This window comes from Halovenus carboxidivorans (assembly GCF_009831575.1).
GTDB lineage: Archaea > Halobacteriota > Halobacteria > Halobacteriales > Haloarculaceae > Halovenus > Halovenus carboxidivorans.
This window is the reverse complement of record NZ_WUUT01000003.1, coordinates 178061-195368: the sequence shown is the minus strand read 5'-3', so window position 1 is coordinate 195368 and position 17308 is coordinate 178061. Positions and strand designations below refer to the sequence as shown.

Here is a 17308-nt window from a genome sequence, read left to right as displayed (position 1 = left end):
GCGTACTACTGACTATCCTCGTATTAGTGTGTCGAAAGCGTGCCGGGCCGCCCGAAATGTTCAACTGAGCGGCAGCGAGACTTCCCGTATGAGCACTCGGATCCTCCTACCGGTCGACCGCTCTGATCACGCCCGAACCGCCTGCGAACTCGCCGTCGAGCTGTTCGATTCGGGAACGATCCTGTTTTTACACGTCATCGACCCGGCCGAGGCGAGCTTCAGCGCCGAAACCTCCGTGCCGAACATCCCCGAAGACTGGTACGAAAACCAGCGCAGACGCGCCGAGGAGCGGTTCGAAGATCTCGACTCGGTCGTGGAGTCACACGGGCTCGACATCGAGCATCTCATCGAGACGGGCAAGCCCGCGGCCACGATCGTCGAGGTCGCCGGGGAGAACGATATCGACCACATCGTCATGGGGAGCCACGGTCGGCAGGGCGTCTCCCGGATCCTGCTCGGCAGCGTCGCAGAGACCGTCGTTCGACGGTCACCAGTGCCCGTCACCGTCGCCAGAGAGCGGAGCGGCGAAGAGTGACCGATCTGACACCGGGCCGCGTCGGTCGCGTGGGAACGTCGACCCGGGCGAGCGACGGGCCGAATCGAGCGCCGGGAAAAGGTTAGGGGGCTGGGAGTAGTTATCGCAGAACATGAGTTCCGAAGAGACGTTTCGGGAATCGGCCGCGGGGACGGCGACCGTCCACGAGACGACGGCCGAGGAGTTCGCCGAGACGCTGGAATCGGCTATCGAGAAGCCCGCCGTCGGGACACCACTGCCGTTCGAGGGCGTGTCGCTCGACGAGAGCCCCGTCGAGACCGAGTTTTCGCCCGAGGAGCTACAGTCGGCCGAGACGGGTGTCACGCCGGCACGGGTCGGAATCGGGGAGTACGGGACCGTGACGCTGCCGAGCGACGGCGCGGGGAGCGAACTCGTCAGCCTCTACACGCCACGACACGTCGCCGTGCTGGCGGCGAGTGCGATCGAACCCGACATGAAGGCGGCCTACGAGCGCCTCAGCGAGGAGTTCGCCGGGGGAGCCGACAGTCAGGTGCTGGCGACGGGACCGAGCGCCACCGCCGACATGGGGACGCTGATCGAGGGCGTGCACGGGCCGCACGAGGTCCACATTCTCGTGCTGGAGGACCGATGAGCTCGAAACGCGGCGACCGCGAGGGGACGGCCTCGGAGTTTCGTCGGTTGATCGAGACGGAGGGGGACGCCGTCGGCCAGAACACCCGAACGGTCAACCAACTTTCGGACTACGCGCTCGAACGGTTCGACAGCTACGAGGAGCTACGCGGGGCGGCCCGCGAGATCAAAGAGCAGGCCATCGAGGAGCTACCGGCGCTGATCGGAGAGGTCGACGAGGCCGTCGAGGCGAACGGCGGCGAGGTCCACGTCGCCCAGACCGCCGCCGACGCCAACCGGATCGTCGAGGAGATCATGGCCGAACAGGACGCCCAGACCCTGGCCAAAAGCAAGTCGATGACCACCGAGGAGATCGAGGTCAACGAACACCTCGAATCCGCGGGGTACGATGTCATCGAGACCGATCTCGGGGAGTACGTCATCCAACTCGCCGACGAGAAACCCTCGCACCTGATCGGACCGGCGATGCACAAGTCCCCCGGAGAGATCGCCGAACTGTTCAACCGGGAGTTCGGTCTCACCGGCGAGGACGCGCTGAGCGAGAACCCACAGGAGCTAACCGAGTTCGCCCGCCAGAAGGTCGGCGAACGGATCAGAGAGGCCGACGTGGGGATGACGGGAGCGAACTTCGTCGTCGCCGAGACGGGGACGCTCATGCTCGTCACCAACGAGGGCAACGCCCGCAAGACCGCGGTGACCCCGGACACGCACATCGCCGTCGCGGGCGTGGAGAAACTCGTCCCTTCGCTGGTCGACCTCCAGCCGTTCACGGAACTGATCGCCCGGACCGGAACGGGCCAGGACATCACCTCCTACGTCTCGCTTCTGACCCCGCGGGTCGACACGCCAGTGCCGGATTTCGAGGCCGACGAGTTCCGGGACAGCGACGACCGGGACTTTCACCTCATCCTGCTTGACAACGGTCGGATGGGGATGCGCGAGGACGAGCAACTGCGGGAGACGCTGTACTGCATCCGGTGTGGGGCCTGCTCGAACGCCTGCTCGAACTTCCAGGCGGTCGGCGGCCACGGCTTCGGCGGAGAGACCTACACCGGGGGGATCGGCACCGGTTGGGAGGCCGGTGTCCACGGCATCGAGAGCGCCAGCGAGATGAACGACCTCTGTACGGGCTGTTCGCGCTGCGAGCCGAAGTGTCCGGTCGATATCGACATCCCGTGGATAAACACCGTCGTCCGCAACCGGCTGAACCGCGAGGTCGACGCCGACGACTTCGAGTATCTGGTCGAGGGGCTACACCCCGACGAAGAGACGGGAGGACTGGACCGCCAGAAGTGGCTGTTCGGCAACGTCGAGACGCTCGCAAAGATCGGCAGCAAGACGCCCAGGTTGGCCAACGCCGTCAAAAACTCCGGCCCCGGGAAGCGACTGCTCGCCTCGGTGTTCGGCGTGGACACCGACCGGACTCTCCCGGACCTGGCAGACGAGACGCTCAGGGAGTGGTACATGAACCGGGGACCACAGGTCGTCGACCCCGACCGCGACGTGGTCCTCTACCCGGATCTATACACCGACTACTTCGATCCCGAGCGCGGGAAGGCGGCCGTGCGCGTGCTCGAGGCCCTCGACGTGCGAGTCCACATCCCGGCGGTCGCGGAGAGCGGTCGAGCACCGCTCTCGCAGGGGATGATCGAGACCGCTCGCAGCCAGGCCGAATTCGTCTACGGCACGCTCGTCACCCACATCGACCGGGGTCGGGACGTCGTGGTCATCGAACCGAGCGACGCGGCGATGTTCCGCGACGATTACGAGAAACTACTCCCCGAGCAGTCCGCCGACCGACTCGCCGGGCACAGCTACGAGATCTGTGAGTTCGTCTACGGACTGCTGGAGAACGGCCGCGAGGTCGACGCGCTGTCGACCGCCGAGGGCGTCTCCGTGGCGTATCACAGCCACTGCCAGCAGCGCACGCTCGAACTGGCGGCGTACACCGAGGAACTGCTCGACCGCGCCGGCTACGACGTCCGGACCTCGGACGTCGAGTGCTGCGGGATGGCCGGCAGTTTCGGCTACAAGGAGGAGTACGCCGACGTGGCACGGGCGGTCGGGGAGCATCTCCGGGACGACCTCGGCGAGGTCAGCGGCGAGCGCATCGCCGCCAGCGGCACCTCCTGTCAGACCCAACTCGATCTCCTCTACGACCGGCCGGTGCCGCACCCGGTCGAACTGCTCGATCCGCGGTAACGCCCGGTCGCGGCGAAGCGACTACCGGGTGTGCTCGTCGAACGTATAAAAAATAATAACTGTATTTCAGACTACAGGAGCTTCTCGATCAGGTACTCAACCGGACTCGTCGCTTCGTCGAGATCCGAGCTGTTCGGCGTGTCTTTGAGGGCGATTCGTGCGTCCGTGGACGGGGACTTCTGTTCTGTCATCACTCCTCGCTAGGCCCCGGACACCTAAATGTATGTCGTATTTTCTATGTTTTCTCACGCGAAACGGGCCCGAAGCGTGTTTCGGGAGCCTGATCGCTGCGATAACACGGTAGAAGGCCTGAATTACCCGTATTAGAGGCGACCGCGACTTCGCGCGGCGACGCCGGTCAGACGCGTCGTTTCCTCATCGTGAACTCCGGGTCTCCGGACACGCTTATCACCGGCGGTGGCGTACGGGCAGGCATGTCGGACGATCGGGTCCGCGCGACCGAAACGTCGATACGGATCCTGGAGGCTATCGTCGAACTCGACGGGGAGGCCGGAATCACCGAACTCGCGGGCCATCTCTCCGTCGCGAAGAGTACGATCTTCAAACATCTGAACACGCTCGAATCCAACGGGCTGGTCGTCGAGACCGACGACCGCTACCGGATCGGACTGCGCGCGCTCGAGTTCGGCGGCTACGCACAGCGATACGACGGCGTCTACGACACCGCCTATCCGGAGGTCAGACAGCTAGCCGAAGACTCCGGCGAGCTCGCGAATCTGATGTTCGAGGAGGGCGGCAAGGGGGTCTACGTCTACACCGCAGAAGGCCCGAAAGCGGTCGACATCAACACGCAGACCGGCCGGCGGGTCTACCTCCACGCGACCGGGATCGGAAAGGCGATTCTCTCGACGCTACCGGACGAGCGAATCGAGGAGATCATCGACACCCACGGTCTCCCGGCGGCCACCGACCACACGATCACCGACAGCGGACGGCTCTTCGACGAGATCGAGCAGATCCGCCGCGAGGGGATCGCGTACGACCGCGAGGAGTCCGTTGAGGGGATGGCCTGTCTGGCCCGTCCGCTGTCGGTTCCCGGCCCCCGACCGGCCGCGATCAGCGTCACCGGCCCCGCCAGTCGGGTGATGACCGGCGAGACCGAACAGCAACTCAGGACCTACCTCGATCAGGCCGGCAACGTCATCGAACTGAACCTCAAGGGGTAGCGTTCGCAATGAGGAAACGCACTCAGAAATCCGACAGCGAGGCCTGATCCAGCGCCTGGAGCACGTCCTGGCTGGTCTGCCAACACGCCCGGGCGCAGTCGGGCAGTTCGCCGTGTTCGCGGACGAACGACTCCAGAAACTCCCGGGTGGTCGGGTCGCTCGGATAGCCGCTGCCGACGGCGCCGTACTCCGCCGCCAACTGGTCGACGTGGCGCTCCCTGGCGACCTTGGCGAGGATGCTCGCCGCACCGACGATCGGGTACTGCTCGTCGGCACCGTGCTCGGCACGCAAATCGACCGAGCACTCCAGTTCGCCGGCGACGCGGCGCTCGAAGCGGACGGCGTTCGTGTCGCCGGCATCGGCGTAGCCGGAGAGACCCTCTTCGACGACGCCCGCCAGCGCCTCGCCGTGACCGGCGACCGTCAGCGAGTTCATGTCGGTGTCGGGATCGTCGATCCGTTCGACGGGGATTTCGACGACTTCGGCGGTCGCAACCTCGCGGATCGACGCTGCGAGTTCCTGGCGTCGCTGGGCGTCGATCCCCTTCGAGTCACCGACATCCGCCGGCAGTCGGTCGGGGTCGGCCCGAACCGCGGCGACGAACATCGAACCGAGAACCGGACCCTTGCCGGCCTCGTCGACACCGAACTCCATACCGCGAGTGGGAGACGTGGTGGTAATTTTCTTGTGATCTCGCCGGACGGCGGGTCACTCGCCGTCGCCGGTGGTGTCGATCCCCAGCGCCTTGTTCAGCCCGCAGAAACAGGTGACGGTATTAAAGCCGAGTCCGACTGCCGCCAGCGCCGCGACCGTCCCGAGCGAGCGCCGTCCCGCCCGTAGCGCCGAGACAGCCAGGACCGTACAGACGGCCGCGAGTACTGCGCGAACGATCCGATCTGTGCCGCCGACGTTTCGTTCGGTTGGCATACCAGACTGTTAGCGTGCAACGAACTTGTAGCTTTCAGTCGGTCTGCTCGATCACGACCGCGCGAGAACCACAGATGCGACAGCCGTCGTCGTGGTCGGTTGCAACTACCTGCCCGCCGCAGTTGAGACAGTGCAACAGCGTGCGGTCGGGCCGTTCGAGCGCCGCCCGGATCGCGTCGGTCTGTGGCGAGATGAACGGAATCGGAGACCACCCATTCGTCTATGCGAACGGCTCCGATAAATACGGCCGCCACGACTGCGTGCGAGACAGCAACGCGAGCATGTCGGAACGAGGCAGAGTACGTGCGGGGTGCGAGCCGGTCAGTCGTACCGCTCGACGATGACTGCCTCGGAGCTACACCGGAGACAGGACCCGCCGTGGCGGATAGCGACGATCTGGCCGCCGCAGTTCAGACAGTGCAGCAGCCGACGGTTCCCCTGTTCGAGTGCCCGTTCGATCTCTTCGGTCTGTGGTGGAATGAGCGACATCTGACAGCGACTACCACTCGGTTAGGACTACTGGGATAAATATGCACCTCCGGGAGGTCAGTCGTCGAGCATCCCGTCGAGGTCAGCGACGACGGCGTCGTATGCCTCGTGTGCAGCGTCGATGTCTACCGGATCGGCGATCATGTTGAAAAAGCCGTGGATCATCCCGCCGAAGTTGTGATGGCTGACCTCGACGCCGGCGTCGCGCAGTCGCTCGGCGTACAGCGCGCCGTCGTCCCGGAGCGGGTCGTACCCCGCCGTGACGACCGTCGCGGGCGGCAGATCGGAGAGATCGGCCGCCAGGCGGGGCGCGACGTAGATGTTGCCCTCGTCGATCGGGTCGTCGAGATACTGGTCGTGGAACCACTCCATGGTCTCGGTGGTCAGGAAATACCCCTCGCCGTTCTGGTCGTAGGAGTCGGTCTCCGCGGCGTCGCCGGTGACGGGATAGACGAGCACCTGCGCGGCGATTTCCGGACCGTCGCGGTCCCGGGAGAGCAGGGAGACGGCGGCGGCGAAGTTCCCCCCGGCACTGTCGCCGGCGACGACGATCTGCCCGGAGTCGATCCCCAGTTCGTCGGTCTCGCTGGCCCACTCGAGTGCCGCGTAGCAGTCGTTCAGCCCGGCCGGGAACGGATGCTCCGGGGCGAGGCGATAGTCCACGCTGACGACGGGGTAGCCCGTCTCTGCGGCGAGTTTCCGGCACGGGCCGTCGTGGGTGTCCAGGCTGCCGACGACGAACCCGCCGCCGTGATAGAAGAGGATCAGCGGCGTCTCCGTCTCCTCCGTCCGGGGATCGTACAGCCGGATCGGAATTTCACCGTCCGGCCCGTCGATAGTCCGGTCTTCGACCGTCGGGAGGTCGATGTCGGGGTCGGCCTGCGAGAGCTGTTCCTGGACCTCCCGGGCCTCCGGCGGCGAGAGTTCGTGCAACTCCGGCACGTCCATCGAGTCGTACAACTGGAGGAACTGCTCGACCTGCGGATCCGGTTCGGGGCTGCGTTCGGCAGTGATCGCTGTCATCGTCTCTCATACATCCGTCCGTGGTATAAATCTCCGTGCAGCGGTAGAGATGGCCGTCGTCGCGTCGGTCGGTTCTCGACTCCGAAATTGTGGCGTCGACGGGGACTCCCGGCGAGAACCGCCAGACGACAAAACTAACACTGAGGGACTCATTCCGCCAGTCACAGCTATGTATCGCCTGTGTGCGAATCAGTCGGACGAGCGGTTCACTGTACCATGAGTGGGTCGCTTGGATTCGTTATTCCGGCATATCGCCCCGACGTGGAGCTTTTGACGGCGTACATCGAGGACGTTCGGGATCTGCTCTCGCCTGCGACCGTGCGCGTCGAAATCGACGCCCCTGCTGATTCGACGGTCGCACAGATCAGTTCCGTCGCCGACGAGGTCAACGCCAGCCAGCGGCGACGCGGGAAGGGACGGGCGATCACCGACGGATTCGACGCGCTCTCGACGGACGTACTCGCCTTTGCCGACGCCGATGGTTCGGTGCCCGCCCGGTCGATGAAGACCGTCGTCGACCGGGTCCAGGAGGGGACGGCGGCAGTGAGTATCGGCTCCCGCCGGCACCCGGACGCACAGATTCACAGCCACCAGACGATCGGTCGGCGGATGCTCGGCGACGCCTTCGCGTTCGTGGCGCGGAATCTGCTCACGACGGCCTGTTACGACTACCAGTGTGGCGCGAAGGCGGTCCGCGCCGACGCGTGGGCGGAGATCCGCGAGCACTGCCACGAGGAGGGGTTCGCGTGGGATCTGGAGTTCGTGTCGGTCGCCGGATCGCTCGGATACGGCATCTCGGAGGTGCCCGTCGAGTGGGACGACCGCCCCGATTCGACGGTCCACCCGTTCTGGACGACCGTCGAACTCGCGGGCGCAGTCGGGAAGATCTGGTATCGCTCGAACGTCAGCAAGCGCGACGCCGGCGTCCGTGATCGAGAGGAAACGACCTCCTCGGCGGTCTATCATCCGGAAAACGATGAGCGGTGACTCGCGGGTCGAGTCACTGCTGCATCTCGGCCGGTTCAAGAAGTTCGTCTCGGTCGGCGTCGTCGGGGCGAGCATCGAGACGGTCGTCGTCGCGGTGTTGACGACGCTGTTTGGGGTCGGCGCGGTCCCTGCCAAGGCCGTCGGCGCGGAGCTTTCGATCTCGACGATGTTTCTGATCAACGACCGGTGGACCTTCGCTGCCAGCGGGGCGCTCTCGTTTCGGGCCGTCGTCGGCCGGTGGGGGAAGTCACACCTCGTCCGAGCGGTCGGACTCACCGTCGGGTTCGTCGTGCTCATTCTGCTGGTTCGGATCCCGGACTTTGAGCTTCTGATCCGCGGCGTCGACTTCTGGCCGGTCGTCGCGAACGGCATCGGTATCGGTATCGGGATGGTGTTCAACTACGTCGCCGAGAGCCTCTACACCTGGCAGGTCGCCTGATGTCAACGCCCCGAACGTAACCCTTTAATAATGGTCCCCGAAAGCACAGACAGAGAATGGGAGTGAGCGCTGGGCAGATCCCACAGAGTAAGACGGAGTTTTACGAACAGATCGACACGCACTGGTTTTGGGTGTTGCTCGTCGGATCGGGACTGATCATCACGCTGGCGACGCTCGTTCAGTTCGCCCGCTCGCCATTTTATATCCACATCGACTCCGCACTGTTTCAGCACGCCGGCTGGTCGATTCTCAACGGCGAGGATCTCTACGTCGACATCTGGGATCTGAAACCGCCGCTGATCTACTTCGTGACGACGATTCTGGCCGCGCTGTCGTTCGGCAACATGGCGGTGTTGCACGTCCTCAGCGTGATCGTCGCCGTGGGGACCGTCACGGCCGGTGTAACGCTACTGGGCGTGCTCACGCACCGACTGACGGGCGACGGCTTCGCGAGCGTCGTCGCGGGCCTGGCGATGTTCGTGCTCACGTCGATCTACTCGTTTCCGTACGCCGGGATCAGACCGAAATACTTCGCGTTCCTCTGTGCCGTCGGTGCGTTGATTCTCGCCATCGACGACCGGCCGTTCTCCGCCGGGGCGGTCGGAGCGATGGGTGCCGGCTTCTGGCAACTCGGCGGTCCGGTCGCGTTTCTGGTCGTCGGAATCGGCCTCCAGCGAACGGGCAAAGAGGGGCTGTTGCGGACCGTCGCCGGCGGAGTGGCCGCCGCGGTATTCACTGTCGCCCCGTTCGTGCTCCAGGGTCACACCGTACCGCTGTTCGTCGAGGCCGTGATCGCGCCGGTCTACGGCGTCGAGGGATACAGTCTGGTCGGCCGACTGCTCAAGTTCGTTATCGAGATCGGTTACGGCGTGTTGATCGTCCCGATTGCGGTGTACGGCTGGAGCCTCGGGGTCGCGGAGGATTACCGCAGGTACTGGTGGGTCGCGGCGGGCGGTGCGATCTACCTGTTGCAGATGTTTCTCGAATTCCAGGGCGCGATCGATCTCGTCATCACATTCGTGTTCCTCTCGCTCGGTGCCGGGCTGGCCGTGGCCCACAGGTCGGTCCCCTCCGAGCGCTCGCTGCTCGCGGGGGTCGTCCTCGTCCTCGTCGTAACCAGCGGCGGCTGGCATATGACCGCGGAGTTGAACGGGCCGAACGCGCCCTTACAGAGCGCGGTCGAAAACGAGTACGACCAGCGGGAGGTCCCCGCCTACGACTCGCTACCGGCAGACCCCGAGGGCTGGCCCTCCATGGAGACCATCTACTGGGAGAAACTCCAGCCGGACCAGTGTCACTACCGGCTCGGAAACAAACAGAAGTACTTCGAGCAGGAGACCGGCGGCACGCTGTACAAATCGACCTGCGGACAGTGGCCGTACGATCAGCCGCCGCTGCAGTGGTTCGGTGATCTCGTCACGCCCTGGTCGGGGCTCCCGGCCGCCCCGGTCGGTCACTCCATGTAGCCGAGGTTTTTGAGACGGTCCTCGACCGCCGCGGTGTCGTCCTGTCGGTCGGCGTCGGCCAGTGAGATCGGTTCGCGGCTCGCGGGTTCCGGATCGCCGGCGACGATATCGAGCGGCTCTCCCTCCATGTCGGTCGGGATCGGACAGCCGTGGGCGGTCAGCAGCGTCGGTGCCATATCGAGGATGCTGATCTGATCGAGTTGGCCCTCGTCCCGGAAGTCCGGGCCGCTCGCGACGAAGATGCCGTTGAGCGTGTTCTCGGCCGCCCAGCGGTCCGGAGCGGCGGTCACTTCTCCCCCGCCGACGCCGTCGTTGACGTGGACGCCGACGCGCTGGTCGACGACGACCTCCGGCGCGGCGTCGGCGTAGGGGCCGCTGTAGATCTCCTCGCCTTTGTAGACGTTCTCGAACAGCGGGCCGTCCTCGTCCTCGACCGCCCGGAGGTCGGCGATCAGTTCCTCGCGGACCGCTTCGGTGTCGAAGGCGGGGTTGAGGTAGATCGGCCCCTGGGCGCTCGCGACCGCCTTCGTGGCCGAGAGGTCGATAGCTTCGAGCTTTCGGTCGCGTTTCAGCCCCGCCCGCTGGGGGACCATCTGCTGGATACGCTCGGGGACGACTTCCGCGAGCAGGTCGACCACGCCGAGCCGTTTCGCGACCGAGAGGACGTTCTCCCGGTCGAGTCCGGCGCGCTGGAAGACGTTGTCGATGCTGGTCTCCCGCTGCTGGTAGCCGTTCTCGACCAGCCACTCGTTGNTGTAGAACTCGGTGGTCGTCGCGCCACAGCCGTGGTCGGACATCAAGACGAGATTCAGATCCTCGCGGTCGTCGAGTCGCCCGATCCACTCGTCGATCAGTGTCCAGGCCCGTCGGGTCGGCTCGTCGTTCCAGAAGAAATGCTGCAAGACGTTCAGATAAAAGAGCGTGACGTGGACGAAGTCGAGATCCCGCTCCTCCAGCAGGGTCAATGCGACCTCGAACCGGAGGTCGAGGAGGTCGAGAATCTCGTCGACCTCCTCGCCGCGTTCCTCGTTGGAGGAGAGAAGCGGTTCCGGATGGACGCGGTAATCGAAGCGGTCTTCGAGTTCCTCGACGAGCCCCTCCGGAGTCGCGTAGCCGCCGTCGATAGAGCGGTACTCCCCCTCAACGGCGTCGGGACCGCCGCAGACGATCGGACCGTCGATCTCCCGGGGCGGATACATCGTCGGCATGTTGACGACACCCGTGCGCTGGCCGTCGTCGTTGAGATAATCCCAGAGTTCGGCAGTCTCGAAGTCACTGCCGTTGGTGACCTCGATCTCTCCGGCCGCCAGATCGACCCGCTCGAACCAGTAGACGCCGAACCCGCCGGGGTTCTTCCCCGAGGAGTAACACTTCCAGTTGGGGAAGGTGACCGGCGGGAGACAGCTCTCGGTCTCGGCCCAGGAACTCGACTCCCGGAGTGCGGACAGGTTCGGGAGGGCCCCCTCGGCCAGCCACGGATCCAGCAGGTCCCAACTGGCACCGTCCAGTCCCACGACGATGGTCTTGGTCATCGGTCTGTGGAAACCGACCAACGTACTAGTACGTTTCGCTCTGGTCAGTACAGCGATCAGTGTCGCGACCGAACGGCGGACGGAGAGGGCCAGACGGCCCGACAGTCCAGAAAACGGCCCAGAGATCGGCGACGACTGCAAGAATAAAGAATAAATACACGCTCCCACGACACCTACGCGATGCGAGTCGTCGCCGTCATCCCCGCGTACAACGAGTCCGATACCATCGGTGAGGTGATCGCCGAGACACGGGACCACGTCGACAGGGTCGTCGTCGTCGACGACGGGTCGAGCGACGGGACCGCGGCGATTGCCCGGGAACACGGAGCCACCGTCGTCGAACACGTCTTCAACACCGGCGTCGGCGGGGCGGTCCGGACCGGCTACCAGTACGCCATCCAGCACGACTACGACTTCGTGTTACAGATCGACGGCGACGGCCAACACGACCCCGAGTATATCCCGGCGCTGCTGGCGGAGGCCGAGGACAACGACATGGTCATCGCCAGCCGGTATCTCAACGAGAGCTTCCAGGAGTACTCGCTCGTCCGAAAGCTCGGGATCACCTTCTTCACGAAGACCGTCAACGTGCTCGGCGGCGTCGATATCACGGACGTGACGAGCGGATTCAGGGTGTACCGCGTCTCGGCGCTCGAGGAGATTCTGCACCGCTCGGACAAACACTGGGCGGTCGAGCAGACCCTGGAGGCCGCCAAGAAGAACCAGCGGATCACGGAGGTATCCATCGAGATGCCGACCAGAGAGGAGGGCGAGTCACAGTTCACGCTCGATACGTTCGTCCTCTACCCCTTCCGGATGCTCAACGTGATCCTCCGCGTACTCGCCTTCCGATAACCATGGTCGAGTACACCACCGTCAACGTCATCGCGGTGCTGGTCGGACTCGTCTTTCTCGGAAACGGCCTCTATCTGGTTCGACAGGGCCGGGAAGCGGTCTTTCTGTTCACCATGTCGCTGATCGTGGGGACGGGTCTCATCGTCGTCGGCATCTATCCGGACCTCTTCCAGTTCGTCGCGACGCTGCTCGGCCTCGAACTGAAAGCACGGGCGATTCTCGTCATCTCGAATTTGACGCTGTTCGTGGTCGTGACCTACCTGCTGAACCGGATCGGCAGACTCTACGACAAGGTCTCGCGGCTCAACGAGCAGGTCAGCCTCCTCCGGAACGAACTCGAGGAAATGGATGACTGACCGCGCCGTCTTCTCGATCGACTTCGAGCTGTTCGAACACACCCCGGCCTACCGTAGCGCGGCCGGCACCTGCGACGGACCGGTCGGGTTGGGCGCCGGCGAGTTTCTGCGGACCGTGCTGGCGAACAACGACGCGACCGCGACCTGTTTCGTGGTCGGAGACGTTGCGAAGCGACATCCAGAGGCGGTGAGGGCGCTGGCAGACGCGGGCCACGAGATCGCTTCACACACCCAGACACACAGGCTGCTCACCGACCTCAGCGCCGAGCAGCGCCGGGCGGAACTGGCCGACTCCCGGGAGACGCTCGAATCGGTCACGGGCGAGACCGTCTCCGGGTTCCGCGCGCCGGCGTTCGACATCACCGACGACCACTTCGAGTTGCTCGCCGAGACGGGGTACGAGTACGATTCGAGCGTCGTCGCGAGCCGTCGCATCCCCGGCTGGTACGGCGGCGAGTACGACCTCCACCGGCCGTCGCGGGCGACGGCGGTCGATTCGGCCGCGCCGACGGAGATCACCGAGGTGCCGACCAGCGTCTGTCCGGGTGTGCGGCTGCCGTTGACCGGCACGTGGCTCCGGTTTTTCGGCCCGCGGTACACGGTCGCCGGAATGAAGCTCCTCGCCAGGCGAGGAATCGCGCCGGTGCTGTACGTCCACCCGTGGGAGTTGGTCGATCTGCCGGCCGTCGACGGCGTTCCGAAACGCGTGTACGTCCGCACCGGGTCGTGGATGCGCCGAGCCGTCGAGTACATCCTCGATCAGCCCTTCGAGTTCACGACGGTACGGAACGTGATCGCCGAGCACGGACTCGGGGATCGGGCGTGAACCGACCGTCACCGCGGAGCGTGCTGGTCAGCACCGTCCAGTACGGCGTCGGACTGGTCGCGCTCGGGTGGCTGCTCACGCAGGTCCAGTTCGGGCGGGTGGCGGCGCTGCTCGGCGACCTCGACGCCCTCACGGTCGCGCTCGTGCTCGCGGTGAGCGTGATCGGGCTCTGTGGCCGGTTTTACACCTGGCACGTCGTCCTGAACCGCCTTCAGCCGGTCTCTTTCCGGGCCGCGGCGAGCACTGATCTGATGGTCAACTTCATCAACCAACTGCTCCCGTCGCGGCTCTCGGGGCGGGTCGCCGCCCCCTTCGTCCTCCGGAGCAGGACCGGGCTCTCCTATCCGGACGCCGTCGCCGCGTCGGGCGTCCACACGGGGATCTACGCCGTCGTCTACGGGCTGGTCGCGACGGCCGGACTGCTCGCCACCGCGACCGCGCTGTCGACCGAGATCCTCCTGGTAGTCGCGCTGTCGACCGGGCTGTATCTCGCCGCCGGCGCGGTCGTGCTGCTGGCGGGCGTGAACCTGACGCTGCTCGACCGCCTGATCGCCGCCCTCGAAGGGCCGCTGAGTCGGCTGCCCCGAATCGGAGAGACCGTGGTCGAGAGGATCGACGACGCCGTCGATTTCACCGCGGCCTCGACGGCCGCCTTCCGGGGGCTCGCCGGTTCCCCGGCCGTCTGGCTCGGCTACGCCGCCGGGTGGGCGCTCGCGCTCGCGCTCGCACCGGCCGCCCGGGTCTGGCTCCTGTTGGAGGCTTTCGGCGTTCCCTTCCGACCGGCAGTGTTGTTACCGCTCGTGCTCGTGATGGCCTACAGCGTCACGCTGCTGCCGCTCACGCCCGGCGGCATCGGCGTGACCGAGGCGACGGCGACGCTCGTGTTCGTCGCGCTGGGCGTCCCGAACGCAGTCATCGTCCCAGTCATTTTCGTCGACAGGTTCCTCGGCGTCTATCTCCCGGCGCTGGGCGGCTGGTACCCCTCGCTCCAACTCGACCTCTCGGAGCTATCGACCGACGCGGACGCCGGGGAGTGAGTCCCGGAAAGCCGGTCGGCGTCGACTCCGAAACCGGACGGCGTGACGGATCCGGCCGACCTCGGGAGACCACAATGCTTATTCGTCCGTTCGTGTCACCTGTACCCGATGAGCCGGTTGCGTGGCGCGGCCAGCGCGGCGACGAGACGGTTGCTCTCGGATCTGCGGACCGATCGGTACCTGAAATACATCCTGCTCGCGGTGGTCCTGCTCGCCGGCTTCTACTTCTGGCATCGGATTCCGAACTTCGCGACCTGGGACGAACACAACCGGGTTCTCGATCCGCTGGTCGCGTACAGTTCGGTGCTCTCGAACCCCACTCCCGTCGGGATCCACGAGGGCGTCTCCTGGGGACGAGCCCCGTTCGGGGCGACGTTTTACGTCTACGCCATCGCCGTGTTGCCGGTCGTGCTCGCGGCGGTGCTGTCCGGTAACGTGGAGGCGATCACCGGAATCGGCTTTCCCGCCGACACCTACGCACACTACCCGGTCTGGGCGTCGACGCCGGAGTGGGTCTGGACCTGGAGCCTCCTGTTTGTCCGACTGACGAACGTGCTCTTCGCGGCCGTGACCGTCTATCTGGTCTATCGGCTCGGCACCGAACTCCGGAACCGCTGGACCGGCCGCGTCGCCGCGGTGCTTCTGACCGTCACCTTCGGCTTTCTCAAACTCGCGAAGGAGGGCGGCGAGGACATCCCTGCGACGATGTGTCTCGTGCTCACGCTGCTGTATCTCCTGCGGTACCTCCGGACCGGACACCGCCGGCAGTTCTACCTCGCCAGCGTCGCTGGCGGCGTGGCGATCGCGTTCAAACTCACGGTCGCGCCGCTGGTGTTGCTCTTCGTGCTCGCCTTCGCGCTGTCGGCCCGGACCGAGGAAGGCACCTGGCGGGAAGTGCTCTGGGAGCCGCGGTTTCTGCTGAAAGGCGCCGGCATCGGTGCCGTGACGATCCTGCTGGGATTCCCGACCGCGCTCGTCGGTCACATCGACCTCGTGGCGATCCGCATCGGCGGCGGTGCGGGGCGAACCGGGACTGCCGTCGGCCCGACGGCCCCGCTGTGGTGGTGGTTTCTGCGCACCTACGTCAGCGCCTTCGGCTGGCCGCTGCTCGTCGGGACCGCCGGCGGCGTCGTCGGGGCCGTCGCGACGCTGCGGCGGTTGGCCCCGGAGACGCTTCGCACGCCGGCTCCGGAGTTCGACGAGCGACTGTTGCTGGTGGCGGTGCTGGGCTGTTTCTGGCTGTTGTTCTCGACGTTTCACGACTTCCGGGTGCATCACCTGCTCCCGACCGTGCCGGTGTTGATGGTGTTGCTCGCCGACTGGCTGTGGCTGCTGCGGGACCGGCGACGACAGGTCGGCCGCGTTCTCACCGCCGGGCTGGTGGTGAGTTCGGCGCTGTACGCCGGCGTCGGCGTCGGCATGTACGCGTCGATGCCGCGAGACGAGGCCACGGAGTGGCTGTCGGAGAACGCCGACGAGGACGCCACGATGGAGACCTATTACCACGGCTTTCTGGAGAACGCGATCCCGCACGACATGCGGATCAACCCGATCTGGCGAGGGATGGACGACCCCGCCGTCGAGGCCTGTCCGACCTACATACAGGTGGGATACAAGGAACTACTCTATCTCCAGGACATCCCGGACGACCAGCGCGGCTACGACATCGACTCCCGCGTCGACGAGCGGGCGCGGTACATCCGCGCGCTGCTGGACAGCGAGTACAACTACGAGATTGTCGCGGAGTTCGGCGACCGGCCGCCGAATTTCGTCCCGAGCAGGGCCGAACCGGGGTCACTTCGCGACCTCGTTCCACTGGGAATCAACCCGCACAGCGACCAGTACGGCGACGAACAGGAACTCAGGGTGAACCAGTACGTCGCGATTCTGGAGCACAGCGGGAGCTGCGTCGCCGACCGCACCCCGCCGTGGTAGCTTTAACTCCCGTCGGCCCGTCACGCGAGGTATGGACGACCAGCCGGATGCCGACGCACTGTTCGACCGTCTCGACCTCGGTGAGTACGAGACGACGGCACTCAAGGGGCTGCTCACGCACGGGCGGTCGACGGCACCCAACCTCGCGGAAGCGACCGGAATTCCCAACGCCCGGATCTACGGCGTACTCGACGAACTCGCCGACCGGGGGTTCGTCGAGGTGATCCCCGGCCGCCCCAAGGAGTTCCAGCCGAAACCGCCCGCGGAGATCCTCGACCGGGCGGTCGAGAACCGCCAGCAGGCCTTCGAGTCATTCCGCGCCGAACTCGACGAGCTCCGCGAGCCGTTTCTGGAGACCTACCAGCCCCGCTACCAGCGAGCGAGCGAGGACCGCTCCCCGGCCGAGGAGCTGTTTCACGTCGTCGACGTGGGCAAACCGAGCGAATCGGAGACCCGGTCGATCTACCGCGACGCCGAGCGGACCCTCCGGATCATGACCAAGAGCTTCGAGTACTTCGAGCGGGTCCGTCCCGCACTGGAAACGGCGGTCGACCGCGGCGTGGAGATCGACGTGCTCTTCGTCCACCCGGAACACCTCTCCGAGCACAACAGCGAGATCCAGGCCGAGATTGCCGGCGAACTCGCCGCGGAGTTCCCGTCGCTCGACCTCCGGTTCAGCGAGAAGCCGCTACCCTGGCGGGGGACGCTTGCCGACCCCAGCATGGACTACGAGACGGGTATCGCGATCATCCTCGTCGAGGAGAAGGACATCCCGCTTCACCTGCGACAGGCCGCGGTGACCGAGAACGGCTCCTTCGTCGCCGGGCTGAATCGGTATTTCGAGTTGATCTGGGAGTACGAGAGCGTCGGCTCCGACGCAATCGAGACGCTGTGAGCGC

Annotated in this window: 18 protein-coding genes; 13 read left to right on the top strand and 5 right to left on the bottom strand. The window is 65.6% G+C overall.

The window, feature by feature from the left end; all coding sequences use genetic code 11:
• Positions 1–88: 88 nt before the first annotated feature.
• The 4 genes from GRX03_RS08970 to GRX03_RS08955 all read left to right on the top strand — a co-directional run bounded on the left by GRX03_RS08970 (position 89) and on the right by GRX03_RS08955 (position 4536).
• Positions 89–535: a universal stress protein gene (locus GRX03_RS08970; protein ID WP_159763870.1), complete on the top strand. Its 447-nt coding sequence runs from the start codon at positions 89–91 to the stop codon at positions 533–535.
• Positions 536–647: 112 nt separating this feature from the next.
• The gene (locus tag GRX03_RS08965) at positions 648–1148 is read left to right on the top strand and encodes a LutC/YkgG family protein (RefSeq protein ID WP_159763869.1); all 501 of its coding nucleotides are present in this window, start codon (positions 648–650) and stop codon (positions 1146–1148) included.
• Positions 1145–3349, top strand: a complete 2205-nt coding sequence (locus GRX03_RS08960; RefSeq protein ID WP_159763868.1) for an LUD domain-containing protein — start codon at positions 1145–1147, stop codon at positions 3347–3349. The genes GRX03_RS08965 and GRX03_RS08960 overlap by 4 nt, the downstream gene beginning before the upstream one ends.
• A 434-nt stretch (positions 3350–3783) precedes the next feature.
• Positions 3784–4536: an IclR family transcriptional regulator gene (locus GRX03_RS08955; RefSeq protein WP_159763867.1), complete on the top strand. Its 753-nt coding sequence runs from the start codon at positions 3784–3786 to the stop codon at positions 4534–4536.
• A 22-nt stretch (positions 4537–4558) separates the two neighbouring features.
• Here the strand turns inward: GRX03_RS08955 and rnhB are convergent, their stop codons facing one another.
• The 4 genes from rnhB to GRX03_RS08935 form a co-directional block, all read right to left on the bottom strand.
• On the bottom strand, positions 4559–5191 hold the full coding sequence (gene rnhB, locus GRX03_RS08950) for a ribonuclease HII (protein ID WP_159763866.1): 633 nt from the start codon (positions 5189–5191) through the stop codon (positions 4559–4561).
• Positions 5192–5245: 54 nt separating this feature from the next.
• Entirely contained in the window at positions 5246–5464 is a 219-nt protein-coding gene (locus GRX03_RS08945; protein WP_159763865.1) for a YgaP family membrane protein, read from the bottom strand.
• A 321-nt stretch (positions 5465–5785) separates the two neighbouring features.
• Positions 5786–5953: a hypothetical protein gene (locus tag GRX03_RS08940; RefSeq protein ID WP_159763864.1), complete on the bottom strand. Its 168-nt coding sequence runs from the start codon at positions 5951–5953 to the stop codon at positions 5786–5788.
• A gap of 57 nt (positions 5954–6010) precedes the next feature.
• Entirely contained in the window at positions 6011–6967 is a 957-nt protein-coding gene (locus GRX03_RS08935; protein WP_368278314.1) for an alpha/beta hydrolase, read from the bottom strand.
• Between the two features lie 225 nt (positions 6968–7192).
• On the opposite strand from GRX03_RS08935, the gene GRX03_RS08930 reads away from it, so the two are divergent.
• The 3 genes from GRX03_RS08930 to GRX03_RS08920 are packed head-to-tail and all read left to right on the top strand — an operon-like array spanning position 7193 to position 9868.
• Positions 7193–7963, top strand: coding sequence for a glycosyltransferase (locus GRX03_RS08930; RefSeq protein WP_159763862.1), 771 nt, complete (start codon positions 7193–7195; stop codon positions 7961–7963).
• On the top strand, positions 7953–8402 hold the full coding sequence (locus GRX03_RS08925) for a GtrA family protein (RefSeq protein WP_159763861.1): 450 nt from the start codon (positions 7953–7955) through the stop codon (positions 8400–8402). Before GRX03_RS08930 ends, GRX03_RS08925 begins: the two co-directional genes overlap by 11 nt.
• A gap of 56 nt (positions 8403–8458) precedes the next feature.
• Positions 8459–9868: a DolP-mannose mannosyltransferase gene (locus GRX03_RS08920; protein WP_159763860.1), complete on the top strand. Its 1410-nt coding sequence runs from the start codon at positions 8459–8461 to the stop codon at positions 9866–9868.
• On the opposite strand, the gene GRX03_RS08915 is transcribed toward GRX03_RS08920, so the two are convergent.
• Entirely contained in the window at positions 9856–11400 is a 1545-nt protein-coding gene (locus tag GRX03_RS08915; protein WP_159763859.1) for an alkaline phosphatase family protein, read from the bottom strand. The two genes, GRX03_RS08920 and GRX03_RS08915, sit on opposite strands and share 13 nt — an antisense overlap.
• A 180-nt stretch (positions 11401–11580) precedes the next feature.
• Here GRX03_RS08915 and GRX03_RS08910 point away from each other — a divergent pair, with 180 nt between their 5' ends.
• From GRX03_RS08910 to GRX03_RS08885, 6 genes are all read left to right on the top strand, one after another.
• Positions 11581–12255: a glycosyltransferase family 2 protein gene (locus GRX03_RS08910; protein WP_159763858.1), complete on the top strand. Its 675-nt coding sequence runs from the start codon at positions 11581–11583 to the stop codon at positions 12253–12255.
• A gap of 2 nt (positions 12256–12257) precedes the next feature.
• Complete coding sequence (locus GRX03_RS08905; protein WP_159763857.1) at positions 12258–12611, top strand: DUF2304 domain-containing protein; 354 nt, start codon at positions 12258–12260, stop codon at positions 12609–12611.
• Positions 12604–13437, top strand: a complete 834-nt coding sequence (locus GRX03_RS08900; RefSeq protein ID WP_159763856.1) for a polysaccharide deacetylase family protein — start codon at positions 12604–12606, stop codon at positions 13435–13437. Before GRX03_RS08905 ends, GRX03_RS08900 begins: the two co-directional genes overlap by 8 nt.
• Positions 13434–14474 (top strand): YbhN family protein, encoded by a 1041-nt coding sequence (locus tag GRX03_RS08895; RefSeq protein ID WP_368278234.1) that lies wholly within the window; start codon positions 13434–13436, stop codon positions 14472–14474. Before GRX03_RS08900 ends, GRX03_RS08895 begins: the two co-directional genes overlap by 4 nt.
• 108 nt (positions 14475–14582) lie before the next feature.
• The gene (locus tag GRX03_RS08890; protein ID WP_159763855.1) at positions 14583–16409 is read left to right on the top strand and encodes a glycosyltransferase family 39 protein; all 1827 of its coding nucleotides are present in this window, start codon (positions 14583–14585) and stop codon (positions 16407–16409) included.
• A gap of 31 nt (positions 16410–16440) precedes the next feature.
• Positions 16441–17304 (top strand): TrmB family transcriptional regulator, encoded by an 864-nt coding sequence (locus tag GRX03_RS08885; RefSeq protein ID WP_159763854.1) that lies wholly within the window; start codon positions 16441–16443, stop codon positions 17302–17304.
• Positions 17305–17308: the final 4 nt, after the last annotated feature.